Annotated in this window: 16 protein-coding genes and 1 pseudogene; 2 read left to right on the top strand and 15 right to left on the bottom strand. The window is 40.7% G+C overall.

All coding sequences use genetic code 11. From position 1 onward, the window contains the following. Window positions 1-22 precede the first annotated feature (22 nt). The 6 genes and pseudogenes from EXE29_RS04540 to EXE29_RS17810 all read right to left on the bottom strand — a co-directional run. The gene (locus EXE29_RS04540) at window positions 23-847 is read right to left on the bottom strand and encodes an ATP F0F1 synthase synthase (protein WP_117007181.1); all 825 of its coding nucleotides are present in this window, start codon (window positions 845-847) and stop codon (window positions 23-25) included. Further along, a complete protein-coding gene (locus tag EXE29_RS04535) occupies window positions 844-1,398 on the bottom strand; it encodes a KwaA family protein (protein WP_117007180.1) in 555 nt (184 codons plus the stop codon). The genes EXE29_RS04540 and EXE29_RS04535 overlap by 4 nt, the downstream gene beginning before the upstream one ends. A gap of 2 nt (window positions 1,399-1,400) precedes the next feature. Further along, window positions 1,401-2,759 (bottom strand): restriction endonuclease subunit S, encoded by a 1,359-nt coding sequence (locus EXE29_RS17690; RefSeq protein WP_117007179.1) that lies wholly within the window; start codon window positions 2,757-2,759, stop codon window positions 1,401-1,403. Further along, window positions 2,756-4,162 carry an AlbA family DNA-binding domain-containing protein gene (locus EXE29_RS04525; RefSeq protein ID WP_120364003.1) on the bottom strand — a complete coding sequence of 469 codons (1,407 nt, stop codon included), beginning with the start codon at window positions 4,160-4,162 and terminating at the stop codon, window positions 2,756-2,758. The genes EXE29_RS17690 and EXE29_RS04525 overlap by 4 nt, the downstream gene beginning before the upstream one ends. Further along, a complete protein-coding gene (locus EXE29_RS04520) occupies window positions 4,152-5,882 on the bottom strand; it encodes a class I SAM-dependent DNA methyltransferase (RefSeq protein ID WP_120364002.1) in 1,731 nt (576 codons plus the stop codon). Before EXE29_RS04520 ends, EXE29_RS04525 begins: the two co-directional genes overlap by 11 nt. Before the next feature lie 243 nt (window positions 5,883-6,125). Further along, window positions 6,126-6,314, bottom strand: a pseudogene (locus tag EXE29_RS17810) (hypothetical protein); the annotation flags it as partial. 196 nt (window positions 6,315-6,510) lie between these two features. On the opposite strand from EXE29_RS17810, the gene EXE29_RS04510 reads away from it, so the two are divergent. Then, the gene (locus EXE29_RS04510) at window positions 6,511-7,290 is read left to right on the top strand and encodes a TorF family putative porin (protein WP_106984591.1); all 780 of its coding nucleotides are present in this window, start codon (window positions 6,511-6,513) and stop codon (window positions 7,288-7,290) included. Window positions 7,291-7,335: 45 nt separating this feature from the next. On the opposite strand, the gene EXE29_RS17865 is transcribed toward EXE29_RS04510, so the two are convergent. The 7 genes from EXE29_RS17865 to kdpA all read right to left on the bottom strand — a co-directional run bounded on the left by EXE29_RS17865 (window position 7,336) and on the right by kdpA (window position 17,169). Next, window positions 7,336-7,551: a hypothetical protein gene (locus tag EXE29_RS17865; protein WP_106984590.1), complete on the bottom strand. Its 216-nt coding sequence runs from the start codon at window positions 7,549-7,551 to the stop codon at window positions 7,336-7,338. A 10-nt stretch (window positions 7,552-7,561) separates the two neighbouring features. Then, the gene (locus EXE29_RS04500) at window positions 7,562-8,977 is read right to left on the bottom strand and encodes a glutamine synthetase family protein (RefSeq protein WP_004679616.1); all 1,416 of its coding nucleotides are present in this window, start codon (window positions 8,975-8,977) and stop codon (window positions 7,562-7,564) included. A gap of 196 nt (window positions 8,978-9,173) precedes the next feature. Further along, complete coding sequence (locus EXE29_RS04495) at window positions 9,174-9,887, bottom strand: response regulator (RefSeq protein ID WP_010115588.1); 714 nt, start codon at window positions 9,885-9,887, stop codon at window positions 9,174-9,176. Between the two features lie 27 nt (window positions 9,888-9,914). Further along, complete coding sequence (locus EXE29_RS04490) at window positions 9,915-12,563, bottom strand: ATP-binding protein (RefSeq protein ID WP_106984588.1); 2,649 nt, start codon at window positions 12,561-12,563, stop codon at window positions 9,915-9,917. A gap of 205 nt (window positions 12,564-12,768) precedes the next feature. Then, the gene (kdpC, locus tag EXE29_RS04485; RefSeq protein WP_227865915.1) at window positions 12,769-13,365 is read right to left on the bottom strand and encodes a potassium-transporting ATPase subunit KdpC; all 597 of its coding nucleotides are present in this window, start codon (window positions 13,363-13,365) and stop codon (window positions 12,769-12,771) included. A gap of 25 nt (window positions 13,366-13,390) precedes the next feature. Beyond that, a complete protein-coding gene (gene kdpB, locus EXE29_RS04480) occupies window positions 13,391-15,433 on the bottom strand; it encodes a potassium-transporting ATPase subunit KdpB (protein WP_106984586.1) in 2,043 nt (680 codons plus the stop codon). Between the two features lie 11 nt (window positions 15,434-15,444). Then, window positions 15,445-17,169 (bottom strand): potassium-transporting ATPase subunit KdpA, encoded by a 1,725-nt coding sequence (gene kdpA, locus EXE29_RS04475; RefSeq protein ID WP_106984585.1) that lies wholly within the window; start codon window positions 17,167-17,169, stop codon window positions 15,445-15,447. 313 nt (window positions 17,170-17,482) lie between these two features. Between kdpA and EXE29_RS04470 the strand changes: the two genes are divergently transcribed. Beyond that, a complete protein-coding gene (locus tag EXE29_RS04470) occupies window positions 17,483-18,280 on the top strand; it encodes an undecaprenyl-diphosphate phosphatase (RefSeq protein WP_004281622.1) in 798 nt (265 codons plus the stop codon). Window positions 18,281-18,335: 55 nt separating this feature from the next. On the opposite strand, the gene EXE29_RS04465 is transcribed toward EXE29_RS04470, so the two are convergent. Then, window positions 18,336-19,271, bottom strand: a complete 936-nt coding sequence (locus EXE29_RS04465; protein WP_106984584.1) for a recombination directionality factor — start codon at window positions 19,269-19,271, stop codon at window positions 18,336-18,338. Window positions 19,272-19,466: 195 nt separating this feature from the next. Then, complete coding sequence (locus EXE29_RS04455; protein WP_120364001.1) at window positions 19,467-20,525, bottom strand: YqaJ viral recombinase family nuclease; 1,059 nt, start codon at window positions 20,523-20,525, stop codon at window positions 19,467-19,469. Between the last annotated feature and the right edge of the window lie 103 nt (window positions 20,526-20,628).

The following is a 20,628-nucleotide window of genomic DNA, read 5'->3' as shown; positions in this document are numbered from 1 at the left end:
GCTTTAGCTTTTTTGAAAAAAGCTAAAGCCTTTGCACCGAGTTAGCAAGTCGCTTCTCTTTTCCACAAACAGTTGTATAAAATCTCTGTTCAACTCCATACAGTAAAAACTTCATATCTTCTTCGGATGATATTTCAAATTTTTTAGCAGATTTATCAAAGTTTAGATTTTCACAATATTCTTGGACATAATCAAAAATTGTGTCTTTTTCATCATTACTCATAGCCGTAAATGTAGCTAAAGCCAAAGCTATACGTTTTCTATTTTGTTTACCAACTTTTTGGGCATCATAACCATTCGATACTTTTATAAAACCTAAATCAATAAATTGTTGCACCTCCTCTTGGGTAGCTTCTTTATATAGCATATCTATTCCCTTAAAAATACTAGAAATAGTAGCTAAATTTCTAAAGATTAATCTATCTTCTTTTTTAAAATATATAGCATCAGGCAATTGGTTAATAACAACTCTATCGATATTATCTTCAATAACGAGCTCATCGCCTAAAGCAAGAAATGTCTTAGTCACATAAGATGATGGTGTAATTTTTTGAAAAAAATATTCGCTATCTTGAACTGAACAGAGATAGATTATATCTTTATACTTAGATTTTGGGATACTGTTATATTCTGAAGAAATAAACTGTTTTTCTAAAAAATCTAGGAAAAATTTTCGCTTACTAAAATTATCAACTTTAAACCAACTATCCCCATCAAGAAGATGATCAGAGGAATATTCAACCAAACTTACTTCACTAATATCAAACTCATATATTTTTTTATCAGAAAGCAGTTTGTAGAAAAACGGCTTCTTTCTTCCTCTTACACGAGCTACTAATTGATTCATTTATTACCCCTTTCAATATAGGTATAACTATTAATTCTATATGCCACATCAATTTCAACATCTTCTGGAGTTTTATAATCACACCTTGTAATTAAAAATATAGATGCTCCATGTTTTGTTTTTACATTATAGAAGTTAAAACCGAATAACAAAAACAATGGATTAAAATACAAAGCCTGTGATAAAAATGTAAACACAAACAGTATAATATAAACACATATTAGTGTTTCCAAGTTGTTTACACTAAGTGCAACAAAGAAATATCCTAAATAGCTAGGTAAAAAAATATTATTTGCATATTCAATTTCTTTTATTGGATAGCTTTTATTGACTCCATTTTCATCTAAATCACATTTAAAACTATCCTTACCCAGCTTAGAGCATAATACAATACTAAAAAATGTCATCAAGATTGGCAAAACAGCATATAAAGCATATGAAAAATATTCAGACACTCCTTGGCACAATACATACTTTTCTTTAATCAAAAAAATGATCAGCAATAATGATGTTGAATTCAAAGTGAGCAATAATCTAAATATAATGTTCATTTTCACTCAACCTTATCTTTCAAAGAAGATACATTAATTTCACCCGATAATAATTTTGGCAACAATGTATCTCTAATAATTTTTAAAATCTGATTTTCTTTTTCTATAACATTTTTTTTAAAATAAAATTTTTCAACTTTTCTGGAGTATAGTCTTCTTAAAGTTATTGATGGTATAACAACCTGAAAACTCATAATTGCTTTTTTATCACCTCTAGGCATTTTTGATCCTTTAGATGAAGCCATCATTTGATCAAAAAAACTGTCTTGGTAAATTAAATTGTATAAATATTCCTCACAACCTTCTTCTAAGACCTCAAAATTTAAGACATCATTAGAATGCCCTCCCTCAGAAGAAGAAAACCAAATTTTCTTAAAGTAAGGCCGAATATTAGAAACTAAAATATTTCCTTTTTTGAAAGCAGGGACACTATTCACTTTTGGCAATGAACTCGCTTTTTCAATTCCCTTCTTTTCAGATAACATATTTTCTGTGGAGATATAATTTTCAAGAGTTAGGTCATTTAATGAAATCTTATTAGAGGTATATTTAGCAATATCTTTAAATTGCTGTAATTCCCACCCCTTGGGCACTTCCCCCAATTCACTCTCTACCAACTCATCAGGAAACAGTGCAGCAGTCGCTTGTAACTCTGCAAAATCATCTTCAGCCATTTGCTCAAGTTCAGTTCCGCTTTTACCGCTAATCGCACACATCGTAGCAAGCTCAGGATCGTTCCCTTCTTGTTTTGCTGCAATTTTGGCACGGACAGGGTCAAAGTCGATAAACCAGCTTTTAAATAGGGCTTGGGCGATAGATTCTAGGGTTTGATTGATTTTGTTGTTCTGTTCAATTTTCATTGAAAAATTAAAATATATTTCTCCAACCATTTTTTGATATTCCAAATCTTCAGGAATATCTAAATATAGATTCCCAAAATCCCCTTTTTTAAAATGTGGAATTAATGAACCAACATGCATATTTGAAATTTTTTGCTGTACATTGTCCGATCGTAATAAAGCAAATAAATATTTAGGATCTATTTTTGTTCTATCAGCACGTATTGAAACCATATCTTGAGCTATGCAAAAATCAACAGGATCTTTAACCCATGCGACACGTCCAGGTGAACCTTTGCAAACAAAAATGATATCTTCAGGTTTGGGATGTCCTCTAAACCAATTCTTATAGGTTTCCACATTTACATATCGGACTTTTTCAAAAACAGGATATAGACTTTTGTTATTAATACAATTTGTTGCTATTAAAGGTAGACCTTGGTCTGCTGTAGGACAGGTCTTCCCTCGATTATCAACAATATTCGATAATAATTCTTTAAAAGAATATTGCTTAAATTTCACTTACCACTACCCCCAAATTCTTCCTTAACCACCCAATAGCCACGTGTTCCACCCACACGCTCAAGCCAGCCTGCATCTTTTAAGTTATTCAAATGCTTTTTCACTGCTGACTCATTAATAGCAAGTTGCTCTGCCATAGCACGATAGGAAACTTTCGGATTTTGTTGAATCAAAACTAAAATCTCTTTTTGACGATCTGTCAGCATAGTTTCTTGGATTGAGCTACCTATTGAGCCACCTATTGAGCCACCTAATTGCTCAATCGAAGGACGGTAAAACTCCCAATCCACAAAATCACCTTGTGCTTTCAATTGAGGTTCGGCATTACCTGCCTGCAAACATAGATCTTTAATACGGGCAATCCCACTACCCCACTGCTCGATATAACCCAGCTCTTTAAACACACGCGCCAAAACACGGTTACGGATCTCAGAACGACCTTGAGCCAAATCTTCTTCAGTCAGACCATTGGGCAAGCCACCTGGCGATACGATATTCAGAATGTCATCATAAATGCCAACCTTAATATCACGCCCTGCATTGCTATAATCACGGTGCAGCACTGCATTCACCAAGGCTTCACGAATAGCAGGAATGGGGATTTCATAACTTTCTGTACGCTGTAACCCTAAAATTTCTGCCCGTAGATGCAGATGATTTTTGATGAATTGCTCAGTTTGCTTCAACTGGCTAAACAAGTCGCCACGGTATTCTTTTTTATCCAAAAACACCGTCATGGTCGTGCCTTTAAAGCGGCTACATTTAATCTCAACCTGCTCATAAAGCCCCAACAAAATGAGTAACCCATGACTTGGGTAATCCTGTCCATTCTGCTGAATGATCAATTTGAGATTACGCATTTTCTGCAAAGAGAGCTCTTTACCCACCTCAGCAAAGGCTTGCTGTAAAGGCTGTAAATCGATGTTATCTAAACTGTATTGCGGATTCGGCTGCTCATCAAAAGTCTGGTTCAGACGCTGCAATTCGAGTTGCTGGATATACTCAGGCGATGCTACACGATTACTTGCACCCAAACGGATATAGGTTCCCTGTGCCTTGCCTTGTGGTTTGAGATAATAAGGCAATAACGAACCACGGCTGACTTCAATCACCAGCAACTCTATGCCTTGGATATTCTCGATATAGATATACGGCAGAATGTTTGGCATACACAATTCATTGATCATTGAGGTGATCTGATCTTGCAGCTCAAAAATATCATCTTGAATACCTACGAGTTGGCGATCATCACTTACACCCACTACCAATTTACCACCACTGGTATTGGCAAAAGCAATCAGGGTCTTTGCCACCTGTTGCCCTTTCGGTAACTGCTCTTTAAATTCAAGGGTTTGACTTTCACCCTTCTGAATTTCCAGCAATAAAGGATGATCAGAACTCATAGCCCAAGCCCTTTAGGTTCTTTTTAATCTCACTTTCCAAGACCGCACTTTCAGCAAATTGTTCTTTGAGCTGAGCGGTCAAACGCAGCATTTTCTCAGCGAATGGCTCGCCATCATCTTCCTGCTCGACTGCACCCACATAACGTCCTGGAGTCAATACATAGTCGTGCTTTTGTATATCTTTTAACTCAGCAGAGAAGCAGAAACCTTTCTCATCTTGATAGGCTTCGCCTTCAAAATTTTCGCCTTGTTGCCAAGCATGTAAAGTATTGGTGATTTTAGCAATATCCGCATCGGTAAAGTCACGCAGTACGCGATCTTTCATATAGCCCAAATTACGGGCATCGATGAACAGAGTCTTGCCTTCACGGTTGGCTTTCTTTTTATCTAAAGACAAGCCATTCTTTTTGTCCTTGGTTAGAAACCAGATACAGGCTGGAATTTGCGTGTTGGTGAACAGTTGTCCTGGTAATGCAACAATGCATTCCACTAGATCAGCTTCGATCAAGTTCTTACGGATCTCACCTTCATTGTTGGTGTTGGAACTCATCGAACCATTGGCAAGTAAAAGTGCCATGCTGCCTGTTGGTGACAGATGATGTAGCATGTGCTGCATCCAAGCAAAGTTAGCATTGCCTTGTGGCGGTGTACCATACTTCCAACGCACATCACTTTCTAGAGAAGCATGCCACCAATCTTTGATGTTAAAAGGTGGGTTAGCCATGACAAAGTCAGCACGCAAGTCTGGATGCTGATCCTCTAAAAAGCTGTCAGCATTTTTCTTACCGAAATTAAAATCAATCCCACGAATTGCCATATTCATGGCGGCCAGTTTCCATGTGGTCGGATTGCTTTCCTGCCCATAAATAGAAATATGCTTTTTCTGTTCGGAGGCTTTGTAACGCTTTTCCTGAGCATGTTGTTCAATAAATTTTTCACTGGATACAAAGAATCCACCTGAACCCATTGCAGGGTCATACACACGACCTTTATAAGGCTGCAACATTTCAACAATTAAGGTGACGATACTTTTAGGCGTATAGTACTGCCCACCTTGCTTGCCTTCAGCCAAGGCAAACTGTCCCAAAAAGTATTCGTAGACGTGCCCGAGGATATCTTTACTGTGCAGACTGAGTTGCTCACCGTTATATTCTGGATTAGTAAAACTGGTGTCAGAAAAAGTATTGATCAGATCAAGTAGCTTGTCATTGTCCAGCTGATACTGTCCAATACGATTCAGAATACCTTTTAGTTTTGGATTGGCTTTTTCAATTTCATCAAAAGCATTATCAATCAACCAAGATACAGAGCGTAACTTCACGTCCTGTCCTTGCTCATCCTGCCAAATGATTGAGCCAATTGGTAAAGCTGCTGCATTGCGGATACTTAACCAACGTGCTGCTTTGGGTACCCAAAATACGTTTTTTTCTTGGTAGTAATCCAGTATTTCTAGTTCGTCAGCAATAGCCTGTAGGTATTCTTCATCGCTATCATAGTGATCACGTGCCATGTAGTAGATATTGTTGTCATCTTGATGAGCGAATAAAGTCTTGAGCTCAGACTGTCGTTCATCAAAGGCATCAGAAACGTACTTTAAGAAAATCAGCCCTAAAACAATATGCTTATAGTTAGCAGCATCCAGACTACTGCGTAATTTATCGGCGGCTTTCCAAAGCTTGTCATCTAAGTCATTTAGAAATTTTTGTTCCAATGAATGCATTTTATTTCCTCAATCCAAGATCAACCGCTTTGGTTTTATACTTAATGTTAAACAATGTTGCTAAGTTAGCATATCTGCGACCTATTAAAAGTCATGCACTTACCAAAAAAAATAGAGATTAATTAAGGCTTGTCATTTTAACGGGATAACTTTAGCTAAAATAGTCCTTTAACAACTGCTACGTCTTATAATGTCGTAAAAAAAAAGAGCAACCTAGAAAGTTGCTCTTTTCCAACCAATCGATTAATTGACGGGTCTTACTGATCGCTGCAACCCTTGCTGAATACCCTGCACAAACCCTTCAGGCGAAGCTTGTTGCTCCACCGTACGGTTTTGTTCTTGTTCAGGGTAGTATTCCTCCAGCACCTCTAACCCTTCCTCTATATCCGTTTCAAACCGTGCATTGGCAAAACCCTTCCTTGCGGTAAAGTCTAATGATTCTATGAATACACCTAACTTTTTCAACTAACTACAAATGTGTTGCACTTGGGATTTGAATCTGCGACTTTAAAAAATATTCATCTTAAATTTTATACTTATTTTACGCAAAATTTACGATAATTTTATTATATATCAATAAATTAAACCATAACATACATTACTTCAATGACTACTAATTTAAAGTGTTATGAAAAAATTATACCATCTACTTTTTAGCCTTATACCGCTCTATTCAAGTTATGCTTTTGCTACTGGAGATGAAAGCTCTCCCGCTTTAAGCTTTTCAGGTAATGTATCATTGGCCAGCGACTACCGCTGGCGCGGCCAAACGCAAACCCAGAATGATCCGGCCTTGCAGGGAAACTTTGTTTTAAGCCATGCTTCAGGATTTTATCTTGCTGCATTTGCATCGAATGTTGATTTTGATGACGAAGTAAATTTAGAACTGGATCCCCAGATCGGCTATACAGCGCCAATCGCGCTAGGTTCAATCCATCCTGCAGTTGATCTAGGCATGCTGCGCTACAATTACATCGGCAACAGCGATTTAAATTATAATGAATACTATTTCAAAATGATCTTTAATGCGTTGCTGCATCAGAACGATAGCTTTACACCAAGCATAAGCTATACCTATAACTATGGTGGCAAAGCTACCAGTGACAGTATAGGTAAAGATATCTCAAATTGGTATTTTAATGTCTTATATGCTACACCGATTGCTCAAACTAATTTTGGCACAAATGTTAGCTTAGGTTATTCCAAAGCAAATCAGGACATTTATGGTTCTGAAGCAAAAGACCATTTTTTTGATTGGAAAATTGGTGCAACTTACCGCTATAAGCCAATGGGAATAAATGCAGAATTAGCAGCGGTTGGTAGTAATTTAAAAACCAAAGACTTTACAAGTCAAAATAAAAAAGGGGTAAAAACTGAAGCAGTATTCACCCTGACTAAATCTTTTTAAAAGTTAAATGCCAATAGTATCAGCAATTCTATTGGCATAATTATTTTACTTGAGTGATTTCAATATATGATCTATCTCACTTCGATTAAAACCTCTTTCTTTAAAAATAGTATGAATTATTTTTTTCATACTTTTTGACGCATACTGGTATTTCTTTACTAAAATGTCAGAATCAATTTCCTGTAAACTATACTTCAAATACAATTCTTCATTGAGCTTCTGATTTCTAGCATCATGTTCATTATTTATCGTGTTATACATTTTTAAGCAGTTAAATATCCCAATGTTGTTCGATCAAAGTAATTTGGCTGTACATATACTGATGCTCAGCACGTTTAACTGCACACCATAATTCCATAAATCTTTTGCCGAGATATTTTTGCAAAACAGTATTCCGGTGAAAAAATGTTAAAGCATCCAGCTGATTCGTACTTAAAAAGTGCGGCTGATGTTTATTTTTTATCTGAGTGGCTTGCTGTGGAATTTCCAGATTCTGTGTCAACCCATGCAGTGTGCCGATCAAAATCAGGGCTGCAGTTAAATAAGGATTGCAATCCGCACCTGCAACACGATATTCCAAGCGTTGATTTTCATTGTCCGAACATGGTATGCGAATGGCCACATTGCGGTTATTCACGCCCCAATTAGCTTCTAAGGGCACATGGTTTCCAGCTTTAAACCGGCGGAATGAGTTTACATTCGGGGCAAGCACGGCCATGGACGGCGGCAGCAAGACTATCAGCCCGCTGATCGCCTTTAATAATTGCCGTGACGGTAAAGGATTCTGCTTCATGCTGAAAATATTCTGCTGGTCTTGATTTAACAAACTCATGTGAAAGTGCATGCCGCTGCCCGCTTTATTCAGATCAGGCTTAGCCAAAAAGCTTGCATGTAACCCATGTTCTACAGCGACTTGCTTAATGGTGCGCTTTAGCATCATGATCTGATCGCATAGCTTCAAAATATCACCGCTATGCTGAATATTAATTTCGTATTGCCCGGAAGATGATTCCGAGACTAAGCCTGTAATCTGAATCCCCTGCAAAAGGGCAATCCGTTCAATTTCATCCAGAACGTCTTGATATTTATCTTGCGCATTCACATCAAAACATTGATTTAAATAAATCTGATTGGAGCCAGATTTTTCATTGCTGTCAAATAAATAAAACTCCAATTCTACGGCCATGCAAGGATAAAAGTTTTGATCATGCAGCGCTCTTAAACTTTTTTTTAAAATATTGCGCGGTTCAACTTCGCAATCTTGATGATTGTCATCTTTCATGGTTAGGAATAACTGTGCCTTGGACTCTGGATTTAAAGCGCAGGGCTGCAGGCTTCCCAATATAGGTTTACATAAATAATCCGGCTCACCGATCGATTTTCCTAAACCCGATTCTTCAATCACTTCTCCATCAAGACTCATGGCATAAATAGACATTGGGAAATAACAGCCTTGTGCAATATTTTTTAGACCGACAATATCTATGCGCTTGCCGCGGACATGACCATTCAGATCGTGCAGGCAAATCTCAACATGACGGGTATTGGGATAGCGCTGCAAATAGTTTTCGATTTCTTCTGAAAATAGAATATCTTCAATATCGCAGCATTGACGCGCAGATGGCATGGATTCAGGGACCGCTTCTTCGTCAGCTATATTATGTCTAGCCATGAGTAAATTACTCATTATTTTGTCCTGTTAAATATTAACAATGATCAAAATAAAACAAGTTCTACCGAATGTAACGTAAATAAACCGTAAAAAAGCACCCAACTAATATGATTATTTTTTAAACTATTAAAACCACGAAAAAGCTAATTTAAAATAAGTTAAAACATAAAAATAACAATAGACTCATGTAAAATAAATGGCATATTTAATATTAATAAATCTTCAAAAATCGCAAACCCACTCCCGGTTCAGTAATAATATATTTAGGCTGCACAGCATTATCATTTAACTTCACTCTTAATTTAGCTACCAGAATCCTTAAATAATGCGTATCTTCTTGGTGCGTTGGCCCCCACAGCTCTTTCAGTATTTGCGGCTGGGTAATCAATTGGCCTTTATTTTTCGCCAATAAATTCAGCAGCTGATATTCTTTGCGCGTTAAGGAGAGCAATTGTTGATTTAAAAAAACCTGCCGTTTGGAAAAATCGATTTTTAATACGCCATCATCAAAAATTGTCGTATAAACAGTACTATGCTGATGCTGCCTAAGCAGTACACGAATGCGCGCCATCAGCTCCTGAACACTAAACGGCTTGGTCACATAATCATTTGCGCCAGCATCCAGAAGCTTCACTTTTTCTTCTTCATTTGCCCGCACAGACAGCACTATCACTGGAACGTGCGACCATGTGCGAAGCTCAGACAAAACCTCATAACCATCCAAATCTGGCAAACCCAAATCGAGGATCACTAAATCCGCACCTTGCAAAGCTAGGAGTTCCAAGCCCTTTTGGCCATTTTCAGCCAAAAGCGTTTTATAGCCTTGCGCTCTGAGTGCTATATCCAAGAATTTTCGAATCTGATTTTCGTCATCAATAATCAAGACATTGGTCATGGAGCTGGCTGATTCATTCTGTTCTGGCATTTTCCCACCTAAAAGCTGCTAGATGCTTTAAGTAATTTGCTGAATAGGAAGCTGTATGCGGATACATGTTCCTTGATTGTTCTTGCCTGATGATGCCATGATTTTCCCCATATGCGCACCCACAATCGCTTTCACAATCGTCAAGCCCAATCCTGTACCATATTGCCCGCGGTCACCGCGCTGCATGGTATAAAACATGTCAAAAATGCGTTCCCGCTCACCTTCCGGGATACCCTGCCCCTTATCAGTTATGGCAATTTCGATCTCATTTTCATTCACCTGCTGCACCTCAATCATCACAGCTTTATTCTCTGGTGAAAATTTTGCGGCATTTTCCAGCACATTAAAAATGGCCTGTTCAATCAAGGCGGCATGTACAAATAAACTCAAAGATTCTTGAGGCGCACGCACTTCAACCAATGCATCTGGCATATAACGGTTTAAACGGCGCACTGCTGAACCGATCAGTTCATCAACTCCAATCCAGTCCCGCTTCAAGCTTAAGCCTTCATGGCCTAAACGGGTCATATCCAGTAGGTTTTGAATATAGCGGTCTAAACGCTCCCCCTCTAAATGAATCGCTTCCAGCAAGCTGTCCTGATCATTTTCATTCATGGAATGGCGGTAAGTGCTCAAAGTATCCGCTGCTCCAATCATCGACGCCAAAGGCGAGCGTAAATCGTGCGATACGGATGATAATAATGCCGAGCGCAATTTTTCCGTTTCAGAATTCACATTGGCTATTTCCAAAGCCTTGGTCAGCTGGGTGCGGAAAATCGCCTGCGCAAGATACTCTACCATGAGTTCAGCGAGCTGTTTTTGCTCCGTATTGATTACTGCTTGCACATCTTTAAGTTTCAACCCCACCACGCCTAAGCATTGCTTGGAAGCCAATAAGGGCAAAAACCACCACTCATTTTCCGTCAAGGTTTGGGTAAAGCGACCGGACGGTTGATGGTTTTTGAATGTCCAATCGGCTGAAATTTTTTCTTTATTACTCATGATAGTGGATGATGCTTGAGTTGCTGCAGTATCTGGGAAATACAGCCAGACATCTGCATTGAGATTTTTACTCAGGCTATGTTCAGCAATCTCCTTGATTTGTGCCAAATCTAATGCTGTGGACAGCTTCTGCCCTAAATCCTGCATAATGCTGTTATAACTGTTCGCCGTTTTGAGTGCAGTCACCTGCTCTTTCAAACGTGACGCTAATCGGCTCGAAATTAAAGCCGCGCCCAAAAATGCAATCACGGTGACAATCCCCTGATGTGCAGAAATTTGAAATGTAAATTGCGGGGAAATAAAGAAAAAATTATAAGCTAGAAAGAATAGGATGGCTGAAAAAGCTGCAGCCAGCATCCGTGTTTTTGATGCCACAAAAACCACAGCGGTGATAAAAATCACCGAAAGATCTTCAATCCCTAAATACTTTTCCCCTAAGCTTGCAATCACAATGCTGATGACCGTGGTGGCTAGTACGTACTGTATTTCTCTTAGCGACAAGAATGCCCTTTGAGTGAAAAAGGACAGATGCTTATTCTCTGCAATAATCGGCACAATACTGAGTTCAAAACTGGGCCGGTATTGCAACAACTGATCAATCAAATTGAGCCTTAAATTCAGAGAAAACTTTTGCGGAGCCGCTTGCGCTAAAACTAAGGTTGAAATGCCGCGGTCCATCACATAATCAAATAAAGTTTTAGCATGTTGCTGGCCGTGAAGGACTTCTGTCATTCCGCCCATTTGACGCGTTAAGTTTAAAGCCCGTTCTATTTCACGGCTTTGCGAGTTTTCCTGTTTATTCATGATTTGCGTATCATGAGAAAAAGCAACAACCGTCCAGTTTGCCACACGATGCTCGGCAATACGACATCCAGTCCGAACTAAAGCTTCAGAATGCCCTTTACCATCAATCATAATTAAGACATGATTTTTTAAGGGGATTTGAGCAAGCCCTTGAATGGCGAAATTTTCGCGTACATCATTATCAACATAATTGGCAACGGTTTGCATTGCCAGTTCACGCAGTGCCGTTAAGTTGGAGCTGTTGAAAAATCGCTGTAAGGCCTGTTCCGCCTGCTCAGGCACATAAACCTTCCCTTGGTTTAAGCGCTCCAACAGCTCATTCACAGGCAAATCAATTAAGCGGATATCTCTAATCCGTTCGAACACCCGGTCTGGCACGGTTTCAGTGACACGAATCCCAGTGATTTGATATACCACATCATTCAAACTTTCCAAATGCTGAATGTTCATGGTGGTAAAAACATCAATACCAGCATCTAATAATTCATTGATGTCTTGCCAGCGTTTTTCATGACGGCTGCCGGGCATATTAGTGTGGGCAAATTCATCCACCAAAACAATACTGGGCTTTTTATCCAAAACGGCATCTAGATTCATTTCCTCCAGATGCTGCCCTTGATATTCAATAGCCTTGCGCGGAATTATATCTAAACCAGAAATTAAATTTTCAGTTTCTCTACGGCCATGCGTTTCTACATAGCCAATGACGATATTAATACCCTGCAGCGCCAGTTCATGCGCACGAACCAGCATGGCAAAGGTCTTTCCCACGCCCGGAGCTGCGCCTAAAAAAATCGTCAGCCGCCCAGACTGATAACGCTGTGTATGTTGCAGCAAAACATCGGCTTTATTGGTTCGTGGATCAGTCATAGAAGTAATCTTTATTTATTGCTTTAAAAGATGTTTTTAAATTCATTTAAATGCGTCTAAAGTCAGCTTGGCTATTGCTGGGCAATATGGATGCCACCGTTGGGCGGAGGTATAGAACATCCCCTCGCCCAACAATCGTATATAACTTAATTCAGATTATTCAATAGCTTTCAATCACTATATTTTAATCATCAAGCCATTCATATCACTTCCCGCCCCGATCCAAAGCCAAATTCAATTCAAGCACATTGACACGTGCCTGCCCTAAAATCCCAAAAATCGGCTGAACCGTATGCGACTGAATCAGTTTTTCGACATTCTGTTCAGGCATATGCCGTGCATGGGCAATCCGCTTCACTTGAATCATGGCTGATTGCACGCTAATTTCAGGGTCGATGCCGCTGCCTGAAGCGGTGACCAGATCCGCAGGAATTTTAGATTTTTCAATCTGTTCCTTCGCTGCGATTCGATTCAGCCGTTCCTCTATGGCTTTCTGCAGTTCAGGATTGGTTCTCGCCATGTTGCTTCCGGCCATCGCCATAGGATCATAATTTGCGGCAGATGGACGCGGATGGAAATATTGAACTTGGACAAAAGGCTGTGCCACTAAGCGTGAACCGATCACTTGATTATTTTCGACAATCAAGCTGCCGTTGGCTTGTTTTGGAAAGAGCATTTGTCCTAAGCTGGTTGCAGCAGCACTATATACAAAGCCGCATAAGCCTAGAGCAATGATGGTCATTCCAAACGAAGCGCGCAGTTTCTCACCCCATGATGAGTCTGCCAATTGATGATTTTGCATATTCACTTTGTCATCCTCAAAAAATTTATAGGGCCAAGATTGGACTGATCAGCAGATCAATCGCTTTAATGGCAATAAACGGTAGCAGCACCCCGCCCACACCATAAATCAGCATGTTGCGGCGCAATAATTGGGTAGATGTCGAAGGTTTGAATTTCACACCGCGCAGTGCAATTGGAATCAGCAGAGGAATAATGATCGCATTAAAGATCAGCGCAGACAGGATGGCACTTTCAGAACTGCCTAGTTGCATGACATTTAACACATGCATTTGCGGAATTGCCGCGACGAATAATGCCGGCAAAATTGCAAAATACTTTGATACGTCATTCGCCAAGGAAAAGGTGGTTAATGCACCGCGAGTAATCAGCTGCTGTTTGCCTATTTCAACCACAGATAGCAATTTGGTTGGATCAGAATCTAAGTCCACCATATTGCCTGCTTCTTTGGCTGCTTGCGTTCCCGAGTTCATGGCTAAGCCAATATCTGCTTGGGCCAACGCCGGTGCATCATTAGTACCGTCACCGACCATCGCTACCAAATGTCCTTTGTTTTGCTCGGTTCGAATGCATGTGAGTTTATCTTCTGGTTTCGCTTCAGCGATATAATCATCCACACCAGCCTCTGCTGCGATGGCCGCTGCTGTGAGCGGATTATCTCCGGTCACCATCACAGTTTTAATGCCCATTTCACGTAAGCGCGCAAATTTTTCTTTAATGCCTTGCTTAATCACGTCTGATAGTTCAATGACACCCAACAAATTCTGGTCTTTAGCCACGACCAGCGGCGTTGCCCCTTTTGAAGCTATTTGTTCTACGCGCGCTTTCAATTCGGCATGATTTTCAAGGTTTTGCGAAGCGAATTTAAGAATGGCATCCATAGCGCCTTTACGCGCTTGATGACCATCCGCCAAGTTAAGGCCTGAAATGCGTGTGGACGCATTAAAAGCGATAAATTCAGCCTGTTCAGGCTCGGCCACTCTTTCACCTTGCTCTTTGGCCAAAGCAACCACCGATTTACCTTCTGGCGTTGGATCGGCCAAAGAAGTCAGTACCGCCGCTTGGCGAAGTTCAGACTCCGTCACTCCTGTTAAGGGATAAAAAGCAGTCGCCTGACGGTCACCGTAAGTAATAGTTCCGGTTTTATCGAGTAGTAAAACATCTATATCGCCTGCAACTTCAACCGCCTTGCCTGATTTGGCAATCACATTGGCTTTGAGCGCTCTGTTCATCCCTGCAATTCCAATAGCTGGCAATAAACCGCCGATGGTGGTTGGAATTAAGCAAACCAATAGCGCCACCAATAAAATCGGGCTGATTTCAATATGCAGGAAATGTCCAATCAACGGCAGGCTGACCACGACGATGATAAAAGTCACAGTCATCACGGTCAGTAAAATACCTAAAGCTATTTCATTCGGTGTTTTTTGACGGTTTGAGCCTTCGACCAAAGCAATCATTCGATCAAGGAAACTATTTCCCGCCTCTGCCGTCACTTGAACGATGATCCGGTCGGTTAAGACTTTGGTTCCCCCAATCACCCCTGATTTATCCGTGCCCGCTTCACGCAGTACCGGCGCAGATTCACCTGTTACAGCAGCTTCATTGATCGTAGCAAAGCCTTGAATGATCTCACCATCTGCGGGAATGAACTCCCCTGCACGCACTTCAATCAAGTCATGCATTTTCAATTCAGCCGCTGAAATCTGCACCCCATCCATATCATCTTTAGAATGGATCCGGCGCGCCGTCAAATTTTGACGCGCTTGACGCAGGGATGACGCCTGTCCGCGGCCTTTAGCTTCGGCAAGGGCTTCAGCATAATTGGCAAAGAGAACAGTCACAAATAAAATCAATGTCACCAATAAGCCAAAAACCAGACTGGCTTGCCCCAAAATTGTACTAACCAGTGTAATCAGCGTCCCAAGCCAAACGATGGCCATCACCGGATTTTTAATCACATGCTGCGGTAGCAGTTTAATAAAGGCATTTTTCCATGATTCAGCTTGAAATAAGGTTGAAGCGATAGTGTTTTGCTGTGTTTGAACAGTTTGTTTTGAATGATTCATTGTACTCACCCTTAACCTTGAACCAATAACAGATGATCAGCAATTGGCCCCAAGACCAGGACTGGCATAAATTGCAATAAGGTCAACATCACCACAATGGCGATTAAAGTCAGTGCGAATGTTGGCGTTTCGACTTTTAAACTGCCGCTGCTTTCAGGTGCTTGGCGTTTGGCAGCTAAACGTGTAGCGATGATTAAAGGAATAATTAATGTCGGGAAACGGCCGAGCAATAAAGCAATACCGCATGTGACATTCCACCACACGGTATTATCTGATAGCCCTTCAAAGCCTGAGCCATTGTTGGCAAATGCAGACACATATTCGTACAGCACTTGAGAAATGCCGTGGTATTGCGGATTACTGTTGCCCGTCAATTCAGGAAAAAATACAGTTATTGCGGTTAAACCAAGAATGACGATGGGTTGGATCAAAATCACAACAGCGAGCAGCTTGATTTCACCGGCTTCAATTTTGCGGCCAAACAATTCTGGGGTGCGGCCGGTCATTAAGCCTGCAATAAAGACTGCTAAAAACAGATAAATAATGAATTGCTGTAAACCACAGCCAATCCCGCCCCAAATGGCATTGATCAGCATATTGGACAATTGCACCATACCTGTGAGCGGTGCAGATGAATCATGCATCATATCCACTGAGCCGTTATTGACTTGGGTGGTGACCGCTGACCACAAAGCAGATGATGCCTCGCCAAAACGCACTTCTTTACCTTCCATGGCGGAAAGCAATGTCGAAGTCGATGAAAGGCTTTCTGACCAGATAGCGCTAGTCGCAGAAATGATCGACATCAGCAGCATTGAAGCAAAGACCAAGCCTGCGAATTTGGCGCGTTTGGTGAAAAAGCCCAGCATAAAAATCACCGAAACAGGGATCAGTAAAATCGCAAGCATTTCCAGAAAGTTTGACAATGGTGTAGGATTTTCCAAAGGTACACTGCTGTTCGGACCATACCAGCCACCACCATTACTGCCCAATTGCTTAATTGCTACCATGGGCGCAACAGGGCCTAAAGGTATTTTTTGCGTTGTTAATTCGCTGCTTTGGTCGATGACTTGAACTTCTGGGCCGCCTTGAAAAGTCGATGGTACGCCTTGGCTAGTGAGCAATAATGACCAAACCATGCATAAAGGAATCAGAAAGCGGAACGTCGGACGAATCACATCGGCCCAATAGTTGCCGATATTAATTTGTTGCACTTTATGCTTAAAGCTGGTCTGTTGATCGGTTTCAGAAAGTGCATTGGATTGTTTGTAGAACAGTGCTCGAACTGTAGCCACCACCATCGCCAGGCCCATCATCGGCGTGATGATCTGCAAGCCGACAATGCCGACCATTTGCGATAAATATGACAGTTGCACCTGTCCTGAATAGTGCTGCTGGTTGGTATTGGTCAGAAACGAAATCATGGTATGCAGCGCCAAATCCCATGACATATTCGGTGCATGGTTTGGGTTCAACGGCAGGCTGGCTTGAACCATAAATAGAGTCCAAGTCACTAAACCGATCACTGCACAGCTCATGATAAAATTGAATGAATAGGTTTTGACATTCATCCCCCGTTTGGGATTGATTCCTAAAACCGCGTAAATGGGCTTTTCAATCCAATTGAATAGAGGATCAATTTTCATATCGCGGTTGTGCATAATTGCTGCGAGGTATTTACCCAAGGGATAAGCCAGAACAAAGACGATGGCTAAAAGCAAAGCAAACTCTAACATGGCATTTCACTCCTATGTTTCAGAGCTGAAATCTGCTTAAAGAAGTTGAAATAAGATATATTTTGATTGTTTTGTACAACGCAATTTTTTTGATGCTGTACCTGCTGATGCGCGTGAATGACCGCACTCATGTTTTTCATCCTAAGTATTGGGATATTCCACTATCTAGTATGAAAAATAAAACCGTAAAGTCTCTATCCATAACTTTGGATGCCGCGTAAAGAAAGCGTAAAAATTTGGCTCAGTGAATTTATAAATGCAGAAAAATATCTTAAAAGTGATGGCTATTATTATTCTGTGACTCACTTTATTTATGGATATAATTTCAGTACTTAAAGCCTTATTTTTAGGTTTTATAGAAGGTTTAACGGAGTTTTTACCCATTTCCAGTACTGGTCATTTAATTTTATTTGGCCATTTAATTGATTTTCATTCAGACTCAGGCCGTGTCTTTGAAGTTGTCATTCAACTGGGCGCAATCTTAGCCGTTTGTTGGCTCTACCGTAAAAAAATTATTAATCTACTACATGGTTTTATATCAGGTGATTACCATGCGAGACGTTTTGCGATAAATGTCTTCATTGCATTTATTCCTGCAGTAGTGATCGGAGTTATAGCTGTTGATTTTATTAAACAAGTTTTATTCAGTCCTTCGGTTGTTGCATCTGCACTGATTATTGGTGCACTGTTAATTTTTGCTGTAGAAGCTAAAAATTTTAAAGTCCAAACCATTGAGGCAACCAATATTGGATTCAAACAGGCCATTGTTATTGGTTTGGTTCAATGTCTTGCGATGATTCCGGGGACTTCACGGTCTGGTGCAACCATTATTGGGGGGATGTTGGCGGGTTTATCACGTAAAGCAGCTACTGAATTTTCTTTTTTCCTTGCCATACCAACAATGCTTGGTGCCGCTACTTATGACATATTTCGCAACGTTGATGTTTTAACTTCAGAAAATTTATTGAATATTTCCGTAGGCTTTGTAACCGCATTCATCGCAGCTTTGCTTGTGGTAAAAGCCATGGTTAAATTTGTAGAAAAACATACTTTAAAAGTTTTTGCTTGGTATCGTTTGGTATTAGGTTCAATCATCTTATTTATTTTTTAATACAAGCAAAAAAATAAATAAATTAAAGAGAACTCGCTGTTCTCTTTAAGTTTTTTTAATTTACAACCCGTACATTCTGCTGCAAGCTTTTCTGAATCTCTTGTACAACACCCTCTCCCTGATGGAACTTAGGCCCTGATTTAGATCCCTTTTTGGTTCTAGTTTGCAGGGGTTCAGATTCAATAAGTTCATCTATATCAAACTCCTTAACTACCTCCAAGCCTTCCTCCATGTCTACGTCCATCCTTCCATTCCCAAAACCCTTCCTTGCCGTAAAGTCCAAAGCCTCCTGATAAAACCCAGCCTGCTTACTCTGCTCATCCATTTGCTTCGCTTGCATAATGGCTTCATTCAAGCTAATCCCCTCCCTTAAAGTTAAATCCACGTAATACACTGGTTGACGATAACTCTGTGTCGTACTCTTGCCCCGCAATATCAACTGCAATGGGAGGCAAGACAACAAACCATTTGATGCCGCATGGTAATAACTCAGCCGTGCAGCCAAAGTTCGAATGCTGTTAAAACCCGTGGTTCTAAAGATAAAAGTTCCAAATTCATCCGATTCATCCAAGTTCACATGCAAACGCCCGTAGGGCTTGCAGCTCCCTCCTTGAGCCAATGGACATAAATCAGGGGATGGACAGGGATGTTGCTCCACGCCTTGATTGGTTAAACGTTGGCAGGTTTCTCCATTACCGACACAGACGGGACGACCGGTCTGTCGGTCAAATAAGGTGTATTCAGCGCGTAAGTTCAGATCAGGATCATTGAAGATCATTCTGACGGGGATTGAGCGTAGCTTTTGATTCGGAGCATTCGCTCGGAGCTGTTCATCCAGTGGATGCTTCACCCAGCCTTCTTTGCTTTGAATCTGAGAAGTAATGGTGAACTGGTCATCTTTTTCAGGCAATCGCTTACCATTCTTTTCGATCATACGACCGATACTGATACGCCCCAGAATTGGTGGAGTAATAGCTAAACCTTTAATCATGTTGATATTCCTTAATGTATTACCTTACAAATTTGGGTCTATGTATGTAGGTCAGAACAAGGACCAAATAAGTTACCCAAAGAATGTAGAGCCAGATAAAGTGCTACAGAAATCGCGACCGATTTGCTCTCTACCGAAGGGTAGAGAGCGGGGAGCGATTTTTGTGAATTTTCGATTGGGTGCTGTGGATCGGGCTTAGTCGGTATAGATGTTGAATCGACGACTGCCCTGCTTTTGAAGTGGATAAAGCTCGATGAGTTCAGGCTGGTGCTGAAGCAATGCTTTGGTATTGAGACTGATAGAGTCCTTAGCTTTCTTCCAGACTACTGAGCCATTTGCAAAGACTGCCCTTTCCTTGTCTTGCATCATCATCTGGATTTCATGTTTAAGCTGGTCAAAGCTTTCCTGCTGATTCTGAATCTCTTCCTTCATTTTGATGAGCTGGTCGAACATCAAATTGGCATTTTCATTTTGCGAGAGATCCTCTACGGTTAAAGGTACATGCGCTGGATAGAGTTGTTGAATCGCTTTAGCTGCGGATTCACTTGCATCCACGGATGGTGGTGTATCCTTTTCCACGCATTCCCAGAAATATCGTTCTGCTTGAACAATATGTTCAATCACGGATTCTGATCGTGTCACTTTGAAGATCTTGGTTTCATGCCCACAGATCAAGACACAAACATGCGCTGCCTGTTTACCAGTCACTGCCAGTTGATGTTGTACCTGACAAAGCACATATAAAGGCACACCATCACGCCACAATTTTGCTCCATGCTCACCTGCTGTTTTGCATTCCAAAATTTGGACTTCATCACTGCCGACCACGCTGTAATCCAGATTGGCTAACATAAAGTATTTATCGGGATCAGGATGCTGAAGTACTGCATTGATCCGTCGCACCTTATTATGGGTGTGCATGCTATAGAACTCTGCCACCAAAGGTTCCAGCTGCTTACCCCAATACAACGGTGCCACACCTGAACTTTCATCTTCAATAGATTGAGTCTGACGACCTGTTTTGATCAGCCAAAGCTCTAACATGGACATGTAGGGATTAAGACCACAGGCAGTCGCGGCATCACTGCTACCGATACCTTGTTTACGAACTTCAAGCCAATCCTGATATTCCATCCCTTTGGTGTTGACCAATCGCTTGGCTGCTGTTGAGCGTTTGGTGCTGATAGTTGGATTGACTACGATCTTTGATCCTACAGTCGTAGGCTGATGGGAAATAGATACAATTTGATTCATGGAATTATCCTTATAAGTTCTGATCTCTGTAAAAGAAATGCATAAAAAAGCCATACCCGACACGAGGTCGGGTATGGCGATTTGCTTGCTGTTTTAATTGAGA

This window comes from Acinetobacter sp. WCHAc060006 (assembly GCF_004209135.1).
GTDB classification, from domain to species: domain Bacteria; phylum Pseudomonadota; class Gammaproteobacteria; order Pseudomonadales; family Moraxellaceae; genus Acinetobacter; species Acinetobacter cumulans.
The sequence above is the reverse complement of the archived record's forward strand: the minus strand, read 5'-3'. Positions and strand labels throughout refer to the sequence as shown.